The organism is Streptomyces sp. NWU339, assembly GCF_003143855.1.
Taxonomy (GTDB): domain Bacteria; phylum Actinomycetota; class Actinomycetes; order Streptomycetales; family Streptomycetaceae; genus Streptomyces.
In genome coordinates this window covers 1-18,967 of the sequence record NZ_QFRK01000044.1, presented here as the reverse complement: position 1 = coordinate 18,967, position 18,967 = coordinate 1, and the positions used below count along the sequence as shown (strand labels likewise).

The 18,967-nt window shown below is 72.0% G+C and carries 18 protein-coding genes; 7 read left to right on the top strand and 11 right to left on the bottom strand.

From position 1 onward, the window contains the following. Positions 1–163: 163 nt before the first annotated feature. The 5 genes from egtA (at position 164) to DIZ27_RS34190 (ending at position 5,080) form a co-directional block, all read left to right on the top strand. On the top strand, positions 164–1,525 hold the full coding sequence (gene egtA / locus DIZ27_RS34210) for an ergothioneine biosynthesis glutamate--cysteine ligase EgtA (RefSeq protein WP_258308670.1): 1,362 nt from the start codon (positions 164–166) through the stop codon (positions 1,523–1,525). Continuing rightward, positions 1,522–2,850 (top strand): ergothioneine biosynthesis protein EgtB, encoded by a 1,329-nt coding sequence (egtB, locus tag DIZ27_RS34205; RefSeq protein ID WP_109382298.1) that lies wholly within the window; start codon positions 1,522–1,524, stop codon positions 2,848–2,850. Before egtA ends, egtB begins: the two co-directional genes overlap by 4 nt. Continuing rightward, entirely contained in the window at positions 2,850–3,653 is an 804-nt protein-coding gene (gene egtC / locus DIZ27_RS34200; RefSeq protein WP_109382297.1) for an ergothioneine biosynthesis protein EgtC, read from the top strand. The genes egtB and egtC overlap by 1 nt, the downstream gene beginning before the upstream one ends. Then, positions 3,650–4,612: an L-histidine N(alpha)-methyltransferase gene (egtD, locus tag DIZ27_RS34195; RefSeq protein ID WP_109382296.1), complete on the top strand. Its 963-nt coding sequence runs from the start codon at positions 3,650–3,652 to the stop codon at positions 4,610–4,612. Before egtC ends, egtD begins: the two co-directional genes overlap by 4 nt. 252 nt (positions 4,613–4,864) lie before the next feature. Then, a complete protein-coding gene (locus DIZ27_RS34190; RefSeq protein WP_109382325.1) occupies positions 4,865–5,080 on the top strand; it encodes a dodecin in 216 nt (71 codons plus the stop codon). Positions 5,081–5,171: 91 nt separating this feature from the next. Here DIZ27_RS34190 and DIZ27_RS34185 read toward each other — a convergent pair whose 3' ends face one another. Continuing rightward, positions 5,172–5,618 carry a hypothetical protein gene (locus DIZ27_RS34185; RefSeq protein WP_375232036.1) on the bottom strand — a complete coding sequence of 149 codons (447 nt, stop codon included), beginning with the start codon at positions 5,616–5,618 and terminating at the stop codon, positions 5,172–5,174. Positions 5,619–5,671: 53 nt separating this feature from the next. Between DIZ27_RS34185 and DIZ27_RS34180 the strand changes: the two genes are divergently transcribed. Beyond that, positions 5,672–6,697, top strand: a complete 1,026-nt coding sequence (locus DIZ27_RS34180; protein ID WP_109382295.1) for an LLM class flavin-dependent oxidoreductase — start codon at positions 5,672–5,674, stop codon at positions 6,695–6,697. A 34-nt stretch (positions 6,698–6,731) separates the two neighbouring features. Here the strand turns inward: DIZ27_RS34180 and DIZ27_RS34175 are convergent, their stop codons facing one another. From DIZ27_RS34175 to DIZ27_RS34150, 6 genes are all read right to left on the bottom strand, one after another. Then, a complete protein-coding gene (locus tag DIZ27_RS34175) occupies positions 6,732–7,814 on the bottom strand; it encodes a DUF2382 domain-containing protein (RefSeq protein ID WP_109382294.1) in 1,083 nt (360 codons plus the stop codon). 87 nt (positions 7,815–7,901) lie between these two features. Next, positions 7,902–8,744 carry a 1-acyl-sn-glycerol-3-phosphate acyltransferase gene (locus DIZ27_RS34170; RefSeq protein ID WP_109382293.1) on the bottom strand — a complete coding sequence of 281 codons (843 nt, stop codon included), beginning with the start codon at positions 8,742–8,744 and terminating at the stop codon, positions 7,902–7,904. Continuing rightward, on the bottom strand, positions 8,744–9,523 hold the full coding sequence (locus DIZ27_RS34165) for a GNAT family N-acetyltransferase (protein ID WP_109382292.1): 780 nt from the start codon (positions 9,521–9,523) through the stop codon (positions 8,744–8,746). Before DIZ27_RS34165 ends, DIZ27_RS34170 begins: the two co-directional genes overlap by 1 nt. Positions 9,524–9,740: 217 nt before the next feature. Then, entirely contained in the window at positions 9,741–10,490 is a 750-nt protein-coding gene (locus tag DIZ27_RS34160) for a succinate dehydrogenase/fumarate reductase iron-sulfur subunit (RefSeq protein WP_109382291.1), read from the bottom strand. Beyond that, complete coding sequence (locus DIZ27_RS34155) at positions 10,487–12,445, bottom strand: fumarate reductase/succinate dehydrogenase flavoprotein subunit (protein ID WP_109382290.1); 1,959 nt, start codon at positions 12,443–12,445, stop codon at positions 10,487–10,489. Before DIZ27_RS34155 ends, DIZ27_RS34160 begins: the two co-directional genes overlap by 4 nt. Before the next feature lies 1 nt (position 12,446). After that, positions 12,447–13,118 carry a succinate dehydrogenase gene (locus DIZ27_RS34150; protein ID WP_109382289.1) on the bottom strand — a complete coding sequence of 224 codons (672 nt, stop codon included), beginning with the start codon at positions 13,116–13,118 and terminating at the stop codon, positions 12,447–12,449. A 131-nt stretch (positions 13,119–13,249) separates the two neighbouring features. On the opposite strand from DIZ27_RS34150, the gene DIZ27_RS34145 reads away from it, so the two are divergent. Then, positions 13,250–14,134, top strand: a complete 885-nt coding sequence (locus DIZ27_RS34145) for a LysR family transcriptional regulator (RefSeq protein ID WP_109382288.1) — start codon at positions 13,250–13,252, stop codon at positions 14,132–14,134. 24 nt (positions 14,135–14,158) lie between these two features. Here the strand turns inward: DIZ27_RS34145 and DIZ27_RS34140 are convergent, their stop codons facing one another. From DIZ27_RS34140 to DIZ27_RS46570, 4 genes are all read right to left on the bottom strand, one after another. After that, positions 14,159–16,303: a bifunctional diguanylate cyclase/phosphodiesterase gene (locus tag DIZ27_RS34140; RefSeq protein ID WP_109382287.1), complete on the bottom strand. Its 2,145-nt coding sequence runs from the start codon at positions 16,301–16,303 to the stop codon at positions 14,159–14,161. After that, a complete protein-coding gene (locus DIZ27_RS34135) occupies positions 16,300–17,112 on the bottom strand; it encodes an SAM-dependent methyltransferase (protein ID WP_109382286.1) in 813 nt (270 codons plus the stop codon). Before DIZ27_RS34135 ends, DIZ27_RS34140 begins: the two co-directional genes overlap by 4 nt. Positions 17,113–17,444: 332 nt before the next feature. After that, positions 17,445–18,368 (bottom strand): SCO0930 family lipoprotein, encoded by a 924-nt coding sequence (locus DIZ27_RS34130; protein ID WP_109382285.1) that lies wholly within the window; start codon positions 18,366–18,368, stop codon positions 17,445–17,447. 402 nt (positions 18,369–18,770) lie between these two features. Beyond that, positions 18,771–18,967 (bottom strand): hypothetical protein (locus DIZ27_RS46570; RefSeq protein WP_219933681.1); only part of this gene is annotated, 197 nt, incomplete at its 5' end.

The window sequence follows — 18,967 nt, the reverse complement described above, 5'->3', positions numbered from 1 at the left end:
GCGATGCTGGTGAGGCGATGCAACGGAGTTTTCCCGCACCCGGAACGCCCCACCGGGCGCCCTTGTGCCGAGCGTCGCGAGGGTTTTGGGTGGACGAGTTGAAGCCGGACGGGACCGAAGGGCCCCGGCCGGCGACATGGAGGTATCTCAGGAGGATCCCCACATGGCCGATTCGGCACGTGGCCATACCGAGCCACGCCCCGCCGTCACCGAAGCCGAGGTGGATGCGCTGGTCCGCGGCATCTGCTTCAAGACCGGACCGCCGCGCCGCCTCGGAGTCGAGGTGGAATGGCTCGTCCACGAGCTGCGTGCCCCGCAGCTCCCCGTGACATCCGAACGACTCGAAGCGGCCTACGCCGCACTGCGGACCGTGCCCCTGAGTTCGGCGCTCACCGTCGAACCCGGCGGCCAGCTGGAGCTCAGCTCGCCGCCCGCCGCCTCCCTCATGGAGTGCGTCGACACCGTCCGCGCCGACCTCGACGCCGTCCGCGCGGTACTGCGCGAGGACGATCTCACTCTCGTCGGCCTCGGCCACGATCCCTGGCACACACCACGCCGGTTCCTGCGCGAACCGCGCTACGACGCCATGGAGGCCTGCCTCGACCGCACCGGCCCCGCCGGCCGCGCCATGATGTGCACCTCCGCGTCCGTGCAGGTGTGCCTGGACGCCGGGTACGAGGAGCCCGGCCCCCTCGGTCATGTGCGGCGCTGGTGGCTGGCACACCAACTCGGCGCGGTCCTGCTCGCCGCGTTCGCCAACTCCCCGCTGGCCGGTCACCGGCCGACCGGCTGGCTGTCCACCCGGCAGCTGCGCTGGGCGCAGATCGGCACCGGTCGCGCGGGCGGCCCCGTGCTGGACTCCGATCCGCGCGCGGCCTGGGCCCGCCACGTCCTGGACGCGCCGGTGATGTGCGTACGACGCGACGGCGGCCCGTGGGACGTGCCGGAGGGGCTGAGCTTCCGTGAGTGGACCAGGTCCAGGGCGCCCAGGGCGCCGACCCGGGACGATCTCGACTACCACGTGACGACGCTGTTTCCGCCGGTCAGGCCGCGCGGTCACCTGGAGCTGCGGATGATCGACGCCCAGCCCGGTGACGACGGCTGGATCGTGCCGCTGGCCGTGACGACGGCGCTGTTCGACGATCCGGAGGCCGCCGAGACCGCCTACCGGGCGGTGAAGCCGCTGGCCGAACGGGCCCACGGGATGCCGGCGCCGCACAATCCGCTGTGGCGGGACGCGGCCCGTGGCGGCCTGGCTGATCCGGAGCTGCGCGAGGTGGCCGCCGTCTGCTTCGCCGCGGCGCTGCGGGCGCTGCCCCGGCTGGGCGCCACGACCGAGGTCGTGGACGCGGTGGCGGCGTACCGGGACCGCTATGTCGCCCGGGGCCGCTGCCCCGCCGACGAACTGCTCGACACCCTGCGCGTCGGCGTCGCCGCCCGCGTCGACGGCACCGCCGTGTCCGGCTCGCGCACGCACCCGCACACGCACGGAGCGCCTCCGCACGGGAAGGACACCCGCTCATGACCGACCCCGCCCTCGACGCCGAGGCCCTGCGCGAGCGCGCGGTCGCCGCGCTGGTCACCGCACGCGACCGGACCACCCTGCTGACCAGCTGCGTCGACGAACCCGAGCTGACCGCACAGCACTCTCCGCTGATGTCGCCCCTGGTGTGGGACCTCGCCCACATCGGCAACCAGGAGGAGCAGTGGCTGTTGCGGGCCGTCGCCGGGCAGGAGGCGATACGACCCGAGATCGACAGTGTCTACGACGCCTTCGAGCACCCACGTGCCGAGCGGCCGCGGCTGCCGCTGCTGCCTCCCGAGGAGGCCCGCCGCTACGCCTCGGACGTGCGCGGCCGGGCGCTGGACGTGCTGGAGGGCACCGCGTTCCACGGCGAGCGGCTGACGGAGGCGGGTTTCGCCTTCGGGATGATCGCTCAGCACGAACAGCAGCACGACGAGACGATGCTGATCACCCATCAGTTGCGCAAGGGGCCGCAGGCTCTGACCGCTCCGGACCCGGAGCCGGTGCCGCTGTTCACCGGTCCGTCCGAAGTGCTGGTTCCCGGCGGCCCGTTCACCATGGGCACCTCCGACGAGCCGTGGGCCCTGGACAACGAACGCCCCGCGCACCGGCGCGAGGTGGCGCCGTTCCACATCGACACCACCCCGGTGACGAACGCCGCCTACCAGGCGTTCATCGAGGACGGCGGCTACGACGACCCGCGCTGGTGGACCGCGGAGGGCTGGGCCCACATCCGCCGGAACTCCGTCACCGCCCCGCTGTTCTGGCACCGGGACGGCACCTTCGGCGCGGGACGGTGGCTACGGCGCCGCTTCGGTGTCACCGAGGTCGTACCGCCCGACGAGCCCGTGCTGCACGTGTGCTGGTACGAGGCCGACGCGTACGCGCGCTGGGCCGGGCGCCGGCTGCCCACCGAGGCCGAGTGGGAGAAGGCCGCCCGCCACGACCCGGCCGGCGACCGCTCGGCGCGCTATCCCTGGGGCGACGCCGAGCCCGGACCGCAGCACGCCAATCTCGGCCAGCGGCACCTGCGTCCCGCGCCCGCAGGGAGCTATCCGGCCGGTGAGTCGCCGCTCGGGGTACGCCAGTTGATCGGTGACGTGTGGGAGTGGACGTCGAGCGACTTCCTGCCGTACCCGGGGTTCAGGGCGTTCCCGTACAAGGAGTACTCGGAGGTGTTCTTCGGAACCGAGTACAAGGTGTTGCGCGGCGGTTCGTTCGCGGTGGACGCGGTGGCCTGCCGGGGCACGTTCCGCAACTGGGACCACCCCGTCCGACGGCAGATCTTCTCCGGCTTCCGCACGGCACGCTCGGAGAGCGTCTGATGTGCCGTCACATCGCGTACGTGGGCCCCGAGGAACCGCTCGGCCGACTCCTCGTGGGCCCGCCGCACGGGCTGTACCGCCAGTCGTGGGCACCCCGGCGCCAGCGGTACGGAACGGTCAACGCCGATGGTTTCGGCGTGGGCTGGTACGCGCCGGGAGACCCGGTGCCGGCCCGGTACCGCAGGGCCGGACCCATCTGGGCGGACCTGTCGTTCGCCGATCTGGCCCGGGTCGTCCGCACCCCGGCGCTGCTCGCCGCCGTACGGGACGCGACCCTGTCGGGCGCGGACGGTGAGGCCGCTGCGGCCCCGTTCGCCGCGGGGGCCTGGCTGTTCAGCCACAACGGCGCCGTACGGGGCTGGCCGGGCGCGCTCGCGCCGCTCGCCGGGTCCCTGCCCGCCGAGGACGTGCTGTCGCTGGAGGCCCGCAGCGACTCCGCGTTCGTGTGGGCCCTCGTGCTCGCCCGGCTGCGAGCCGGGGATCCCGAGGGGCAGGCGCTGGCCGACACCGTGCTGGAGGTCGCCGCGGCGGCCCCCGGCTCCCGGCTCAACCTGCTGCTCACCCAGGGCGACACCGTCACCGCGACCGCGTGGGGCGACACCTTGTGGTACCTCGCCCGGCCGGGCGGCGGCACCGTCGTCGCCTCGGAGCCCTACGACGACGATCCGCACTGGCGCGAGGTCCCCGACCGCACGCTGCTGGCGGCGAGCCGCACCGACGTGCTGCTCACCCCGATCGAGGAGCCGGGCGAGGCCCTGGCACCCACCGACCCATCGGCACCCCTGAAGGAGCTCCGCACGTGAGTCCGTTCCTGCTCACCCGCACCCTGCCCGAGGACGCCACCGACGCGGCCCTGCGCGCCGACGTCCTCCGGGGCCTGACCGGCAGGCCGAGGACACTGCCGCCGAAGTGGTTCTACGACGCGTACGGCAGCGAGCTGTTCGAAGAGATCACCGAGCTGCCCGAGTACTACCCGACGCGGGCCGAACGCGAGATCCTGCTCGCCCGCTCCGGTGAGATCGCCGCGGCGGCCGGTGCCCGCACCCTGATCGAACTGGGCTCCGGTTCCTCGGAGAAGACCCGCCACCTGATCGACGCCCTGACCGGACTGCACACCTACGTCCCCGTCGACGTCAGTGAGAGCGCCCTGACCCGGGCGGGGCAGGCGCTCGTCGCCGAGCGGCCGGGCCTGGCCGTGCACGCGCTGATCGCCGACTTCACCGGCCGGATGACGCTGCCCGACACCCCGGGTCCGCGCCTCGTGGCGTTCCTCGGGGGCACGATCGGCAATCTGCTGCCCGCCGAGCGGGCCGCGTTCCTGGCCTCCGTCCGCGCGCTGCTCGCCCCGGGGGACGCGCTGCTGCTGGGCACGGACCTGGTCAAGGACGAGAAGGTACTGGTCCGGGCGTACGACGACGCGGCCGGGGTGACGGCCGCCTTCAACAAGAACGTCCTGACCGTGATCAACCGGGAGTTGGGCGCCGACTTCGATCCGGCCGCCTTCGACCACGTGGCCGTGTGGGACGCCGAGCGCGAGTGGGTCGAGATGCGGCTGCGCTCGCGCGGGGCGCAGACGGTGAAGGTGCCCGCGCTCGGTCTCGTCGTCGACTTCGACGCGGGCGAGGAACTGCGCACCGAGGTCTCGGCGAAGTTCCGCAAAGAGGGAGTGCGGGAGGAACTCGAGGCAGCGAGGCTGGAGTTGGCCCGATGGTGGACGGACGAGGAGGAGCGGTTCGCGCTGTCGCTGAGCATGGCGCGTTGACGTGGGGGGCCTGTTTCCGTCCGGCGGACAGGACGAAGGGCCCGGCGTGCGGCGCGCGTGGGGACTCGCACGGGTGCCCCGTGTTTCGGTATGGACCGATGGATGGGTCGCGGGGTCGGGGCCTGCGGGCATCGGGGACCGGAACGGTCGACGTCTCGCGGTACGCCACGGCCTGGGGCACGGTGGAGTGACGTGCGACATCAGGAGGCGTCCCGCGTACCGGTGGGAGCCGCCGTCGAGAGGAGCACCCGCATGTCGAACCACACCTACCGGGTCACGGAGATCTTCGGCACCTCGCCCGACGGCGTGGACCAGGCCGTCCGCAACGGCATCGAGCGCGCCTCGCAGACCCTGCGAAACCTGGACTGGTTCGAGGTGACCCAGGTGCGCGGCCAGATCGAGGAGGGCCGGATCGCGCACTGGCAGGTGGGCCTGAAGGTCGGCTTCCGCCTGGACGAGACGGGCTGAGCCCGGTCCGGAGGGGAACGGCCCCGCGCCGGAACGGGGGCGGTACGCGAGGAGGCGCAGGGCCCGGGTACGTACCTGCGGGAGGGGGGCCTCAGGTCCCCCTCCCGCTCCTGCGCCGCCTCCGGCTCCCCCGGCGGGGCCGTCCAGCGGGCGTGCACGACGGCGAACCCGGCCCGTCGGACGTCCGCGCAGACCGGTTCGTCGTCGTCCACGAGCATCCGGATCTCCGGGTGCGGGCGAGGCGGCGCGGCATCGCCGGCTTGGTGTACCGGGCGGGCCGCCGGTCGGCGTCGCCGCGCATGCGGACCGGCCCGTCGGGCAGCCCGTGGGCGGTCAGCCGGTCCAGCGTGTCGCGCCGGCAGCGCTCCGGGCGTCCGGTGAGGTGGACGATCCCGCGCGCTCTCGCGCACCAGCGCGGCAGCGAAGAAGAGTCCCGGTCACGCGGCCCGCGCTCCAGGAACCGCTTTCGGTGCGCGGTGTCGGCGAGGGTGTCGTCCAGGTCGAACACGGCGAGCGGGCGCTTTTCACTGTCGGTCACACCGCCCGGCCCGGACGGGGGAATGCGGTGGCGGGCCAGGCGTTGAACCGGGTGTGACCCCGCTGATCGCCCGCACCCGTTTCTCCGTTCTCGACCGTTCCCGCATCCGTGAGGGACACACCGGTCCCGAGGCGCTGCGTGACACCGTGCGGCTGGCGGAGGAGGTGGAACGGCTCGGCTACCACCGGTTCTGGGTCTCCGAGCACCACGGCGTGCCCGGGGTGGCCGGCTCCGCGCCGACGGTGCTGGCCGCCGCCGTCGCCGCGGCGACCGGGACGATCCGCGTGGGCACCGGCGGGGTCATGCTGCCCAACCATCAACCACTCGTCGTGGCGGAGCAGTTCGGGGTGCTGGAGTCACTCTTCCCGGGGCGGGTGGACATGGGCCTGGGCCGCTCGGTCGGCTTCACCGACGGGGTGCGCAAGGCTCTGGGCCGCGACAAGGACGACGCCGAGGACTTCGGCGCCCAGATCGACGAGCTGCTCGGCTGGTTCCGCGGCACCTCCCCCACCGGGGTGCGCGCCCGCCCGGCCGAGGGGCTGGCCGTGCCCCCGTTCGTGCTCGCCATGGGTGAGGGGGCGGCGATCGCCGCCCGCGCGGGCCTGCCGATGGTCATCGGCGACCTGCGCGGCCGCGACCGGATGCGCCGCGGCATCGACGACTACCGCGCGCGGTTCCGTCCGTCCGCATGGACGAGCGAGCCGTACGTGGTGATCTCCGGCACGGTCGCCGTGGCCGACACGCCCGAGCGGGCCCGTCGGCTGCTGATTCCGGAGGCCTGGTCGATGGCGCACTCCCGCACCCGCGGCACCTTCCCGCCGCTGCCGCCCGCCGAGCGCGTCGAGTCGCTCCTCATGACGGCCAAGGAACGCGGCCTGTACGAATCCGGGCTCAGTGGCCACATCGCCGGCACCGAGGAGCAGGTGGCCGACGAACTGGAGAGGGTGCTGAAGGAGACGGGTGCCCAGGAGGTCCTGGTCACCACCAGTACCCACGACCGTACGGCCCTGCTGGACTCCTACCGGCGGCTCGCCGGTATCGCCGGCCTCCCGGGGACGGACGGCGCGGCGCGCCGGTGAACAGTCTCAGCGGCGCGCACGCGGTTCCGTCCGGTCAGCCGCGGCCGCGTCGCGGAACGTCGCGGCCCCGCCGGGTCGCGTCGTCGCTCCGCAGGGTGTCGTCCGGTACTCCCTCGCTCTCGATGCGCTCCTTGCGGACCCGGCCGCGTACGGTCTCGTTCTCGGTGCGCTCCTCCATGGTCAGCCGTACCCGTTCCACGGGTACCGCCCTGGTCTCCACGATGGGGCGCTCCTCGTGCAGCGTGATCTCGTAGTCGGCCTCGCCGATCTCGGTGCCGGAGAGCGCGGCTTCGCGCTCGGCCTCCGTGATCGGCTCGCGCACCACGTGCACCTCCTCGTGGCGCACCGGCACGGTCTTCTCGACCTCCTCCGTCACGACGTACTTGTGCAGCCTGGCCCGTCCGGTCTCGCGTCGCTCGACTCGGACGTGCATCTCCTCCTCCATGCGCGTCATGGAAGCGGCACCCGGCCCGCCGCGCGCGGTGGTCCTGCCCGTGGTCCCGGCGGCGGCCGCGGAGCTGGTCCGGCCCGCCTTCCCAGCCGTCGTCGGTGTTCCCGCGGCGCCGGCCGTCGCCGTGTTCACTGCCCGGTCCCTGCCCGTCGTGCGGGCTGTTCCAGCGGCACCCGAGGTCCCCGTCGTGCCCGCCATCCCGGCCGCGCCCGCCGCACCGGCCGCGCCCGCCGCACCGGCCGCGCTGGCGGCACCCGCCGCGCCGGCCGTTCCCGCCTTGCCCATGCCGGGGTGCCGGTCGCCGCGGCCCTCGCCGGAGCGCGCGGTGTCGTCGCGCAGCACACCGCTCCAGTCGATGCCGTAGTACTCGTACAGCCGGTGTTCCTCCGACTCCGACAGGTGGCCCTGTGCGTCGATGTCGACGTCGGGTGCGCCCTTGACCTTGTCCTTGAGGTACGGGACTTCGAGGTGGTCCTCCACCAGTTCGGCGTCACGGATGGGGATGAACGACTCGCTGGAGCCGAACATGCCCGTCCTGACGCTCACCCACTCGGGGCGGCCGCTCATGTCGTCGAAGAAGACGTGCTTGGCCTCACCGATCCTGTTGCCCTCTCCGTCGTAGACGGGGTGGTCCAGGAGGATCTTGACCTCATCGCGGGTGATCATCTGGCCTCACCCTCCTTTCAGGGTGTCACTCCCGTCCGGATGTCCTCATCATCACCGTGGAAACTTCACGTAAGGGATAAAAAGCACTTAATTTTCAACAGCGCTCACTTCTGGTGGCCCCCGTCTGACGTCTTCGGCCGGATGGTCCCGCCCGAGGTCGCCGGTCGGCGGCTGCGCGGCGGCGGCCAGGGCGCGGCGGTCGAAGTGGGTGCCCGGCGTGATCGCGGCCCGTACCTCGACCTCGGCGATCAGACCGCGGGCCGCGACCACCCGCCACAGGGACGCGAACAGGGTGTCGTCGCCGACGAAGGCCGCGGCGGTGGCCGGCGTTCCGTGCGCGCTCCGGTAGTGGATGCGGACCGGCTGGACCGGGGCCCCGGCGTCCAGCGCCGCCTGGAAGACGGCCCGGCGGAAGGAGCCCTGCCGGCGGCCGCACCAGGTGCTGCCCTCGGGGAAGGCGGCTACCGCCGCACCCTCACGCAGCGCCCCGGCGATCCGGGCGACCGTGTCCGGCAGGGCGCGCAAGCGGTCACGGTCGATGAACAGGACGCCACTGCGTCCGACCAGCCGCCCGGCCACCGGCCACCGCCGTATCTCGGACTTGGCCAGCATGCGGGCCGGGCGGACCGCGCCCAGCAGCGGTATGTCGAGCCAGGAGATGTGGTTGGCGACGAGGAGCAGCCCGCCGGTGGGCGGGGCGGCGCCGGTGACCCGGACCCGGACCCCGGCGGCCCGCACGATCCACCGGCACCAGCGGCTCACCAGCCCCGCCGGGACCCGCCGGCCGATCGGCAGCAGCGCCACCCCGGCGAGGACCAGGAGGGCGAGCGCCGTCAGCCGCAGCACCGCCCTCGGTACGGCCGTCGCGGCCCCCGTCGGCTCCACACAGCCGCTCGGGGTGCAGGGCGCGGCGGGCAGCCAGACGCTCATCAGGCCGGTACGAGGGAGAGGAAGTGCCGCAGGTAGCGCGGGTTCACCCGGTCCATCGGCAGCAGTACGTACAGGTCGGCGACGCCGAAGTCCACGTCGTGCGCGGGCTCGCCGCAGACCCGGGCACCGAGCCGGAGGTAGCCGCGCAGCAGGGCGGGCAGTTCGGTGCGGGCCGCGGGCGCCGCGGGTGTCCCGGGGTTCGCCCGCCACGGGAGCAGAGGGCGTACGCGGTACTCCTCGGGGGCGAGGTGTTTGCCCCGCACCCGGTCCCAGGTGGCGGAGGCGAGCGCGCCGCCGTCGGCGAGCGGTATGGAGCAGCAGCCCGCCAGCCACGTGTGGCCCCGGTCGACCATGTAGCGGGCGATGCCGGCCCAGATGAGGCCGATGACCGCGCCGTCGCGGTGGTCGGGGTGCACGCAGGAGCGGCCGACCTCGACGAGGCCCGGCCGGATCGGGTCGAGCGCACCGAGGTCGAACTCGCTCTCGGCGTACAGGCGCCCGGCGACCGCGGCGCGCTCCGGCGGCAGCAGCCGGTAGGTGCCGACGACCTGGCCGCTCACCTCCTCGCGCACGAGCAGGTGGTCGCAGTAGGCGTCGAAGGGGTCGACGTCCAGGCCCGGCTGGGGGGTGGACAGCAGGGCGCCCAGCTCGCCGGCGAAGACGTCGTGCCGCAGTCGCTGGGCGGCGCGCACGTCCTCCTCGTCGCGGGCGAGGGTGACGGTGTAACGGGTGGGTGCCGCGGGCTTCGCGGGGTGGTCTGCGGTCAGCACGCCGGTCATGGCTCTCTCCTGGTCACGCGCCGGAGCGGGGAAGGTGGGGCTCCCCTTGTTTCTGCCTGTGCCGGTTGGCGTGCACGTGACCTGGGCCGGGAGTACGGATGTGGGGATGCTGAATGCCAGGCGTCACCCGGACAGCAGACGGGACCAGGGATGAGCACCACTCCCGGTCCCGCCCGTCCGCCCCCTGGCGAACGTTCTCCCGCTGCCCGCCCGGTGGCTACCGGCCGGCCCCCTTGCGCGTGGCCCGCAGCCACTCCTTGTTCATCCCGGTGATGGAGGTCAGCGGGATGCCCTTCGGACAGGCGGTGGCGCACTCGCCGGCGAGGGTGCAGCCACCGAACCCCTCCTCGTCCATCTGCGCCACCATGTCGAGCACCCGGGTCTCGCGCTCGGGCGCGCCCTGCGGCAGCACGTTGAGGTGGTTGATCTTCGCCGAGGTGAAGAGCATCGCCGCGCCGTTGGGGCAGGCCGCGACGCAGGCGCCGCAGCCGATGCACTCGGCGTGCTCGAAGGCGAAGTCCGCGTCCGGCTTCGGCACCGGCGTGGCGTGCGCTTCGGGCGCGGAGCCGGTGGGGACGCTGACGTAGCCGCCGGCCTGGATGATCCGGTCGAACGCCGACCGGTCCACGACGAGGTCCTTCACCACCGGGAAGGCCGACGCCCGCCACGGCTCGATGTCGATGGTGTCGCCGTCCTTGAAGGACCGCATGTGCAGCTGGCAGGTGGTGGTGCGCTCGGGGCCGTGGGCGTCGCCGTTGATGACCAGCGAGCAGGCGCCGCAGATGCCCTCGCGGCAGTCGTGGTCGAAGGCGACGGGGTCCTCACCCTTGAGGGTGAGTTCCTCGTTGAGGGTGTCGAGCATCTCCAGGAAGGACATGTCGGGCGAGATGCCGTCCACCTCGTACGTGGACATGGCGCCGTCGGCGTCGGCGTTCTTCTGCCGCCAGACGCGCAGGGTGAGCTTCATGCGTAGCTCCGCTGAGTGGGTTGGACGTACTCGAAGACGAGGTCTTCCTTGTGGAGGGTGGGAGCTTCGCCCGTGCCGGTGAACTCCCAGGCGGCCGCGTAGGAGAACTCCTCGTCCCTGCGGGCCGCCTCACCCTCGGGGCTCTGGGACTCCTCACGGAAGTGGCCGCCGCAGGATTCGGAGCGGTGCAGCGCGTCGAGGCACATCAGCTCGGCGAGCTCCAGGTAGTCGACGATGCGGTTGGCCCGCTCCAGCGACTGGTTGAACTCCTCGCCGGTGCCGGGCACCTTGATCCGGCGCCAGAACTCCTCACGGATCTGCGGAATGCGCTCCAGCGCCTTGCGCAGGCCCGACTCGGTACGGGCCATGCCGCAGAACTCCCACATGAGTTCGCCGAGTTCGCGGTGGAAGGAGTCGGGGGTGCGGTCGCCGTCCACGGACAGCAGCAAGTTGAGCCGGTCCTCGGTCTCGGCCAGCACCTCCTGCACCGCCGGGTGGTCGGCGTCGACCTCGTCCTTGTGCGGGTTGCGGGCGAGGTAGTCGTTGATGGTGGCGGGGAGGACGAAGTAGCCGTCCGCCAGGCCCTGCATCAGCGCGGAGGCGCCGAGGCGGTTGGCGCCGTGGTCGGAGAAGTTCGCCTCACCGATGGCGAACAGGCCGGGGACGGTGGTCTGGAGGTCGTAGTCGACCCACAGGCCGCCCATCGTGTAGTGCACCGCGGGGTAGATCCGCATCGGCACCCGGTACGGGTCCTCGTCGGTGATCCGCTGGTACATGTCGAAGAGGTTGCCGTACTTGGCCTCCACCGCCCCCCGCCCCATGCGCTCGATGGCGTCGGCGAAGTCCAGGTAGACGCCCTGGCCGCCGGGGCCGACGCCCCGGCCCTCGTCGCAGACGTTCTTCGCGGCGCGGGAGGCGATGTCGCGGGGGACGAGGTTGCCGAAGGACGGGTAGATGCGCTCCAGGTAGTAGTCGCGCTCGTCCTCGGGGATCTCGTTCGGCGGACGGTCGTCGCCCTTCGCCTTCGGCACCCAGATGCGGCCGTCGTTGCGCAGCGACTCGCTCATCAGCGTCAGCTTGGACTGGTGGTCGCCGGTGCGCGGGATGCAGGTGGGGTGAATCTGGGTGAAGCAGGGGTTGGCGAAGTACGCGCCGCGCCGGTGCGCCCGCCAGACGGCGGTCGCGTTGGAGTTCATGGCGTTCGTCGACAGGTAGAAGACGTTGCCGTAGCCGCCGGTCGCGAGGACGACGGCGTCGGCGAAATAGGTGTCGATCTTCCCGGTGATCAGGTCCCGGGCGACGATCCCGCGCGCCCGGCCGTCGATGACGACGAGGTCGAGCATCTCGGTGCGCGGGTGCATCTCCACGTTCCCGGCGGCGATCTGCCGGGACAGCGCCTGGTAGGCGCCGAGGAGGAGCTGCTGGCCCGTCTGGCCGCGGGCGTAGAAGGTGCGGGAGACCTGGACGCCGCCGAAGGAGCGGGTGTCGAGCAGGCCGCCGTACTCGCGGGCGAAGGGCACGCCCTGGGCCACGCACTGGTCGATGATCTCCACGGAGATCTGCGCGAGGCGGTGCACGTTGGACTCGCGGGCCCGGAAGTCGCCGCCCTTGACGGTGTCGTAGAAGAGGCGGTGGACGGAGTCGCCGTCGTTGCGGTAGTTCTTCGCCGCGTTGATGCCGCCCTGCGCGGCGATGGAGTGGGCCCGGCGCGGGGAGTCCGTGTAGCAGAACTGGATGACGCGGTAGCCCTGTTCGGCGAGCGTGGCTCCGGCGGAGCCGCCGGCCAGTCCGGTTCCGACGACGATCACGGTCTGCTTGCGCCGGTTGGCGGGGTTGACCAGCTTGGCCTCGAAGCGGCGGGTGTCCCAGCGCTCGTGGATCGGCCCGGACGGGGCCTTGGTGTCGGCGACCGGCTCACCGGTCGCGTACTCGGTGTAAGCAGCGTAGGCAGTCATTTCAGCTCACCACTCCGGTCATGACGCCCACGGGTACGGCGACGAAGCCGATCGTGAGCAGCAGCGCGAGGACGTTGGCGGCGGCTTTGAGCGCGCGGTCGCGGGTGCGGCTGCCGACGCCGAGGGTCTGGGCGGCGCTCCAGAAGCCGTGCCGGATGTGCATTCCGAGGGCGAGCACCGCGACGATGTAGATGACGTTTCCGTACCAGGTGGAGAAGGTGTCCACGACGTTCTGGTAGGGCTTGCCCGTCTCGAAACCGCCGGAGTGCACGGTGCCGGTGGTCAGGTCGAGAATGTGCCAGACGATGAAGAGGCCGAGGATGATCCCGCCCCAGCGCATGGTGCGCGTGGCGTAACTGGTCCGCGCCTTCTTGTGGACGTACTTGCTGGGGCGCGCCTTGATGTCGCGGCGGCTGAGCTGGTACGCGGAGACGGCGTGGGCGACGACCGCGACGACGAGCACGACCCGGACCACCCACAGCGCCCACTCGTAGTGCAGGAGGGGCTCACCCAAGGTGCGCAGCCAGTGTGCGTACTCGTTGAACTCGACGGCCCCGAAGTAGATCTTCAGGTTGCCGATCATGTGGGCGACCAGGTAGAGCAGCATGACCAGACCGCTGACGGCCATCACTGTCTTCTTGCCGACGGTCGAGTCCCACACGGTGCGCGCCATGGACGGCCGTCGGTCCGTCCGCGTTGCCAGAGCCATGTCACAAGACGTTAGAGCCAAAGGACCCCATCGGTCCAAGACATGGTCCAGCTCGTTTCCATAGCTACCGCCTATGGAAGGTCTATATTGGCCCCATGCAGTTCCAGCAGCTCCAGTACTTCGTGGCGGTCGCCGAGACTCGGCACTTCACCCGGGCCGCCGAGATGGTCCATGTCGCGCAGCCGTCCCTCTCGCAGCAGATCAAGGCGCTGGAGCGGGAGCTGGGGGCGGACCTGTTCCTGCGGGCGCGCGGCAACATCACGCTCACCGACGCGGGCGAGGCGCTGCTGCCGCTGGCGCGGCGCATCCTGGCCGACGCCGACACGGCCCGGCACGAGGTGCAGGAGCTGGTGCAGCTGCGCAGCGGCCGGGTACGGCTGGGGGCGACGCCGAGCCTGTGCACCGGTCTGCTGCCGGACGTGCTGCGCGCCTTCCACGACCGCTACCCGGGCGTCCGGCTGCTGGTCGAGGAGAGCGGCTCCCACGACCTGGTACGGGAGCTGGCCCGTGGTGCGCTCGATCTGGCCCTGGTCGTCCTGCCCCTGCCGACCCCCTCCCCCGCCCTCACCACGGTGGAGCTGCTGCGCGAGGACCTGGTGGTGGTGTCCTCCCCGGACGCCCCTCAGCCCGGCCGGGGCCGGCGTACCGTGCGCGTCGCCGATCTGGAGGGCGAACGGCTGGTGATGTTCCGGCACGGCTACGACCTGCGGGAGCTGACCGTGGCCGCGTGCCGTGCGGAGGGCTTCGAACCGGACTTCGCGGTGGAGGGCGGGGAGATGGACGCCGTGCTGGGCTTCGTGCGGGCGGGGCTGGGCGTCGCCGTGGTGCCCCGCATGGTCGCCGCACGGTCCGGGCAGGGCCTGCGGGTCACCCCCCTGGCCCGCCCCGGTCTCCACCGCACCATCGCCCTGGCCCACCGCAGCGACGTGGCTCCGCCCCGCGCGGCCCGGGAACTGCAGCGGATGCTCCTGGAGCGGTGAGCCGGTGGGCCGGTCCGCCCGGCGTCAGCCCGTCGCGTCGGCCAGGGCCAGGTCGTGCAGGCGTTCCGGTGGGCCGGGGCGGGCGTAGTACCAGCCCTGCGCCGTGTCGCAGCCGAGTATGCGGAGCTGCTCGGCCTGCGCCCCCGTCTCCACCCCCTCCACCGTGACGGCGAGGTCGAGGCTGTGGGCCAGGGAGACGATCCCCTCGACGATCTTGAGGTCGACCGGGTCGGCCGGGAACTGCTGCATGCTCTGGGTGAAGGAGCGGTCCAGCTTGAGGACGCTCACCGGGAGGCGGCGCAGGTTGGCGAGGTTGGAGTAGCCGGTGCCGAAGTCGTCCAGGGCGATGTCCACGCCCATCTCCGCCAGTCGGCGCAGCGGCTTCAGCAGGTCGTCGTCCGCGCCGATCAGCGCCGACTCGGTCACCTCCAGGCACAGCGCGTCCGGCTCGACACCGGTGCGCTCCAGGATGTCCACGGTGTCCTGGACCAGGCCGGGGTGGGTGAGCTGGCAGGGCGAGAGGTTCACGTTGATGCGCAGCGGGCCGAGCGCCTCCGCGCCTCCGCGCCGCTCCTGCCACGCGCGGGCCTGGCGCACCGACTGCTCGAGCACCCAGCGGCCCAGCGGGACGATCAGCCCGGTGTGCTCGGCGAGCGGGATGAACCGGTCCGGGGACAGCACGCCGTGCTGCGGGTGCAGCCAGCGCACCAGCGCCTCGGCGCCCCGGACGCTGCCGTCGCCGAGGTGGACCAGCGGCTGGTACTCGATGAAGAACTCGCCCCGCTCCAGGGCCGCGGGCAGTGCCGTGGTGAGTCCGTGCCGGGTGATGGCGCGGGCGTCGGACTCCGGGTCGGCCAGCTCGAAACGGTTGCCGCCCGCCGACTTGGCCCGGTACATGGTGATGTCGGCGCTGCGCAGCACCTCCGCCGGGCTGCGTTCCCCGGCCGGTCCCTCGACGATGCCGATGCTGCCGCGCACGGTCAGGTCGCGGCCGTCGACGCCGATGGGGGCGAGCAGCGCGTTCATGATGCGGGCCGCGAGCTCGTCGACCGTGTGCTCGGTGTCGGGGCCCGTGGTCAGCGCCACGAACTCGTCGCCGCCGAGCCGGGCGACCATCTCGCCGGGCGCGGTGGCGCAGGACTGGAGCCGGTCGGCGACCTCGACGAGCAGCCGGTCGCCGGCCGCGTGCCCGAGACTGTCGTTGACGGTCTTGAAGCCGTCCAGGTCGAGGTAGCACAGGCCGAAGCGCTGCCCGGGGCCGGCGCCGAGCGCCTTCTCCAGCCGCTCGAAGAAGAACGTGCGGTTGGGCAGACCGGTGAGCGCGTCGTGGGTGGCCTCGTAGCGCAGCCGGAGGTTGAGCAGCCGCCGCTCGGTGGTGTCCTCCATCAGGGCGAGCTGGTACTGCGGCTCACCGTCGGTGTCGCGCAGCAGGGACACCGTCAGATTGGTCCACAGGACCGTTCCGTCGGGCCGGTGGAACGCCTTCTCGAGGTGGTAGTGCTCACGGTGGCCGCGGACCAGCTCGTCGTAGAGGTTCCAGGTCTGCGGGGCGTCGTCGGGGTGCGTCCACTCCCTGACGTTGCGGCTGCGCAGGCCCTGTTCGGACAGTCCGAACATACGCCGCAGGGCGCCGTTGACCTGCAGGACGTTGCCGTCGAGGTCGGCGATGCCGATTCCTATCGCCGCGCCTTCGAAGACCGCGCGGAACCTGGCCTCGGTGGCGTGCAGGGCCTGCGCCACCGCGCCCTGCGCCTCCAGCGCGGCCTGGGCGATGGCCTCCTGCTCGGCCAGCGCCCGCTCGCGCAGCGCCCGCGCGAAACCGGCGGCCATGGCGTGCTGCAGTCTGGCGCTGCGCGCCCGCAGGTCCTCGCGGTCGCCGTCCCCGCCGCAGTACAGGACGAGGTAGGCGTCCACGCAGTCCAGGGTCCGGCTGAGCGCCTCCGGGTCGGTGCAGTGCGCCTGGATCAGGGCGGCGCCGACCGCCTGGCCGACGTCCGGGTCGAAGGCCCTGGCCAGCAACGCTTCACTCAATCGTCGGGCCAGCGGGAGCAGTTGCTCCTCGAACTCGGGCCGGGTCGACGACGTCGAGGTCACGGGGAAGACCGCCCGGCTCCAGATCGTCGCGAACCGGCGCAGTCTGCCCTCCGGCCCGTCCGGCTCCGCGCTCACGCGGTACGCCCCACGCCCGCGAGCCCGGAGAGCTCGTAGGGATCCTCGTCCTCCGGTGCGGTGTCCGGCCGCCACCGCGGCATCGGCACCAGTCCGGGTTCCACCATGTCGTACCCCTCGAAGAACCGCGCGATCTCGTCACGCGAGCGCATGATCAACGGGTTGCGGATGTCCTTGTACACGTCCACCGCGCCACCGGCCCGCTCCGGAGGCAACGGAATTCCCTCGTACGAGGCATGGGTGAGGATCAGCATACTGCCGGGTGCGAGGGCCTCACGCAGTTCGGCCACCGCCGCGTACGGGTCGTCCGCGTCCTCCACGAAGTGCAGTACGGCCACGAGCAGCAGCGCCACCGGCCGGTTCAGGTCGATCAGGCGCCCCACCTCGGAACTCGCCAGGATGTCCAGGGGCTTGCGGAGATCCCCGGCGACGACGCCCGCGTCCTCGTTGCCGTCGAGAACGGCCTGGCTGTGCGCGACGGCCACCGGGTCGTGGTCGACGTAGACCACCCGCGCGCCGGGAGCGGCCGCCTGCGCCACCTCGTGGACGTTGCCGAATGTCGGGATGCCGGAGCCGATGTCCAGGAACTGGGTGACGTCCTCGCCGACCGCGAAACGTACTGCCCGGCGCAGGAACGCCCTGTTCGCCTGCATGACCTTGGGCAGTCCCGGCATGAACTCCATGGCTTTGCGGGCCGCTTCCCGGTCGACCTCGAAGTTGTGCGAACCGCCCAGGTAGTAGTCGTACATCCGGGAAACACTGGGCACCGTGATGTCGATGCTCCGTGGGGCCCAGGCGGGACGCTCCATGTATCTCTCCACAGCGTAGGCGATCCGGTGTTCGAGCCGAGGCTACTGATCGCCCGCCAAGGGAGCGACCCCAGAAGGAAATTGACCATCCGTTCCCGGTCACTGCCAGTGGCACATACCAAATTGACGCCCCCGCGAAAACGTCACGAAAAGTATCCGCGGCATTCCGGAGAGTTCCACTGTGCGGCGAAACGCGGGGAGAGCGCGGGAGAAGGAACCGAAATTTCCACGAGTTCCGGTGAATCACGGCAAAACGGTCCGCCCCTCCGTGCGGCGCGGAGGGGCGGACCGGGATCGGTGGTGCCGAAGCGGACGACGTCCTGGGGAGGTTGCTACTTCTCCGGCGCGCCGACCGGCTTTCCGTCGGGACGCACGGCGTACCAGGTGCCGCCGACGCCTTGGCCGTTGGTGTCACCCGGGGCCTTGTCGCCGGCGAAGGTGTAGATCGGCCAGCAGTAGATCGTCTGCTGCTCGGCGCCGTTGTCCGGGCGGGTGAACTTCATGTAGTTCTTCTTCTCGATGCCCTTGGTGTCGTTGATGTCGACCGGCGCCACCACCGGCCACTTCTCCAGGCACGCGCCGGTGCAGGCGGAGACCGGCTTCGGCCAGGCCTCGTCCTTCATGAAGCGGTAGACCGTCATGCCGTCCTTGTCGACGACGATCTCACCGAGTTCGGGGTCCTTTCGGGTGGACAGACCGGGCAGGTCGGCCGCCTGCGCCTTCTTGCCCTCGGGGGTCAGTCCGAACCACTTGCCGCCCACGCCCTGGCCCTTGACGTCGCCGGCGTTGACGTCCTTGACGTAGCGGTAGGCGGGCCAGCCGTCGACGGTGAGCTGCTTGGTGCCGTCCGCCCGGGTGACTTCACCCAGCAGTGACGCGTCGATGCCCTTGCCGGCCTTGGCGTCGTCGGCGAGCACCGGGGGCCAGGTCTTGGCGCAGTCGCCGTCGCAGTTGGACTTGGGGGGCTGCGCGGTGTCCTGGTCGAAGCGGTAGAGCGTGAGCCCGAGTTCGTCCGTCACCAGCTCGCCGAGTTCGGCGTTGGTGGCGACGCCCAACGTGCCCACGCCGCCGGCGGGGGCCTCGGGCGACGCCGCGCCGGCCCCTGTGTCGATGCCCCCGAGGTCCCCGGGCGCGGCCGAGGCGCCGACGTTCTGGCTGCTGGCCGGCGGCGCGGTGTCCTGACCGCACGCCGTCGTCAGCGTCAGCACCGCCGCGGCGCTCACCACCAGTGAGGCGGTCCGCCAGGAGGTCTTCATCTCAACTCCAGATCATCGCAAGGGTGTTGCAGCGCCCTGCTGCGCCGCCGCTCGACGTGGAGTACGCACGAAGACACCTGACGTGTTCAACGGCGGCTCATATTTCTTCCGGAACCCGTACTTCCGCCCCGATCCGGCCACCCGCCTCCTGCCGCATCGCACGCCAGTGCGATTCTCCCCAACGGGTGATCAGCCCGGAGCCAACCGGAAGATGATGGATTTAACTCCATCGGGGCGTTCATCCGGAGCTCGCGCGTGTCCCGACCTGTCCCGGCTCATGATCTCCGTCGTGCAAGGACTTGTACCGACCCGATCCGCGCTCGCCGTAAGGACGTTGGCGGTGGCGACGCTGGCCTGGGCACTCGTCGGCGCCCCCGGCGCGGCGACGGCCGACGCCTGCGCCTACGCCTCGACGGGCCCGGGGGGAACGGAGGCGGTGGCGGTCGCCGGCAGCATGACCTGGCCGCTCCCCCCGCCCTGTTCACCCTCCGCCCCGCCGCCCACGCCCACACCGACACCCCCGCCACCTCCACCGCCGCCCGAACCCACGCCGACCCCGCCGCCCCCCGCTCCCACGCCCCCGCCACCTCCTCCGACAC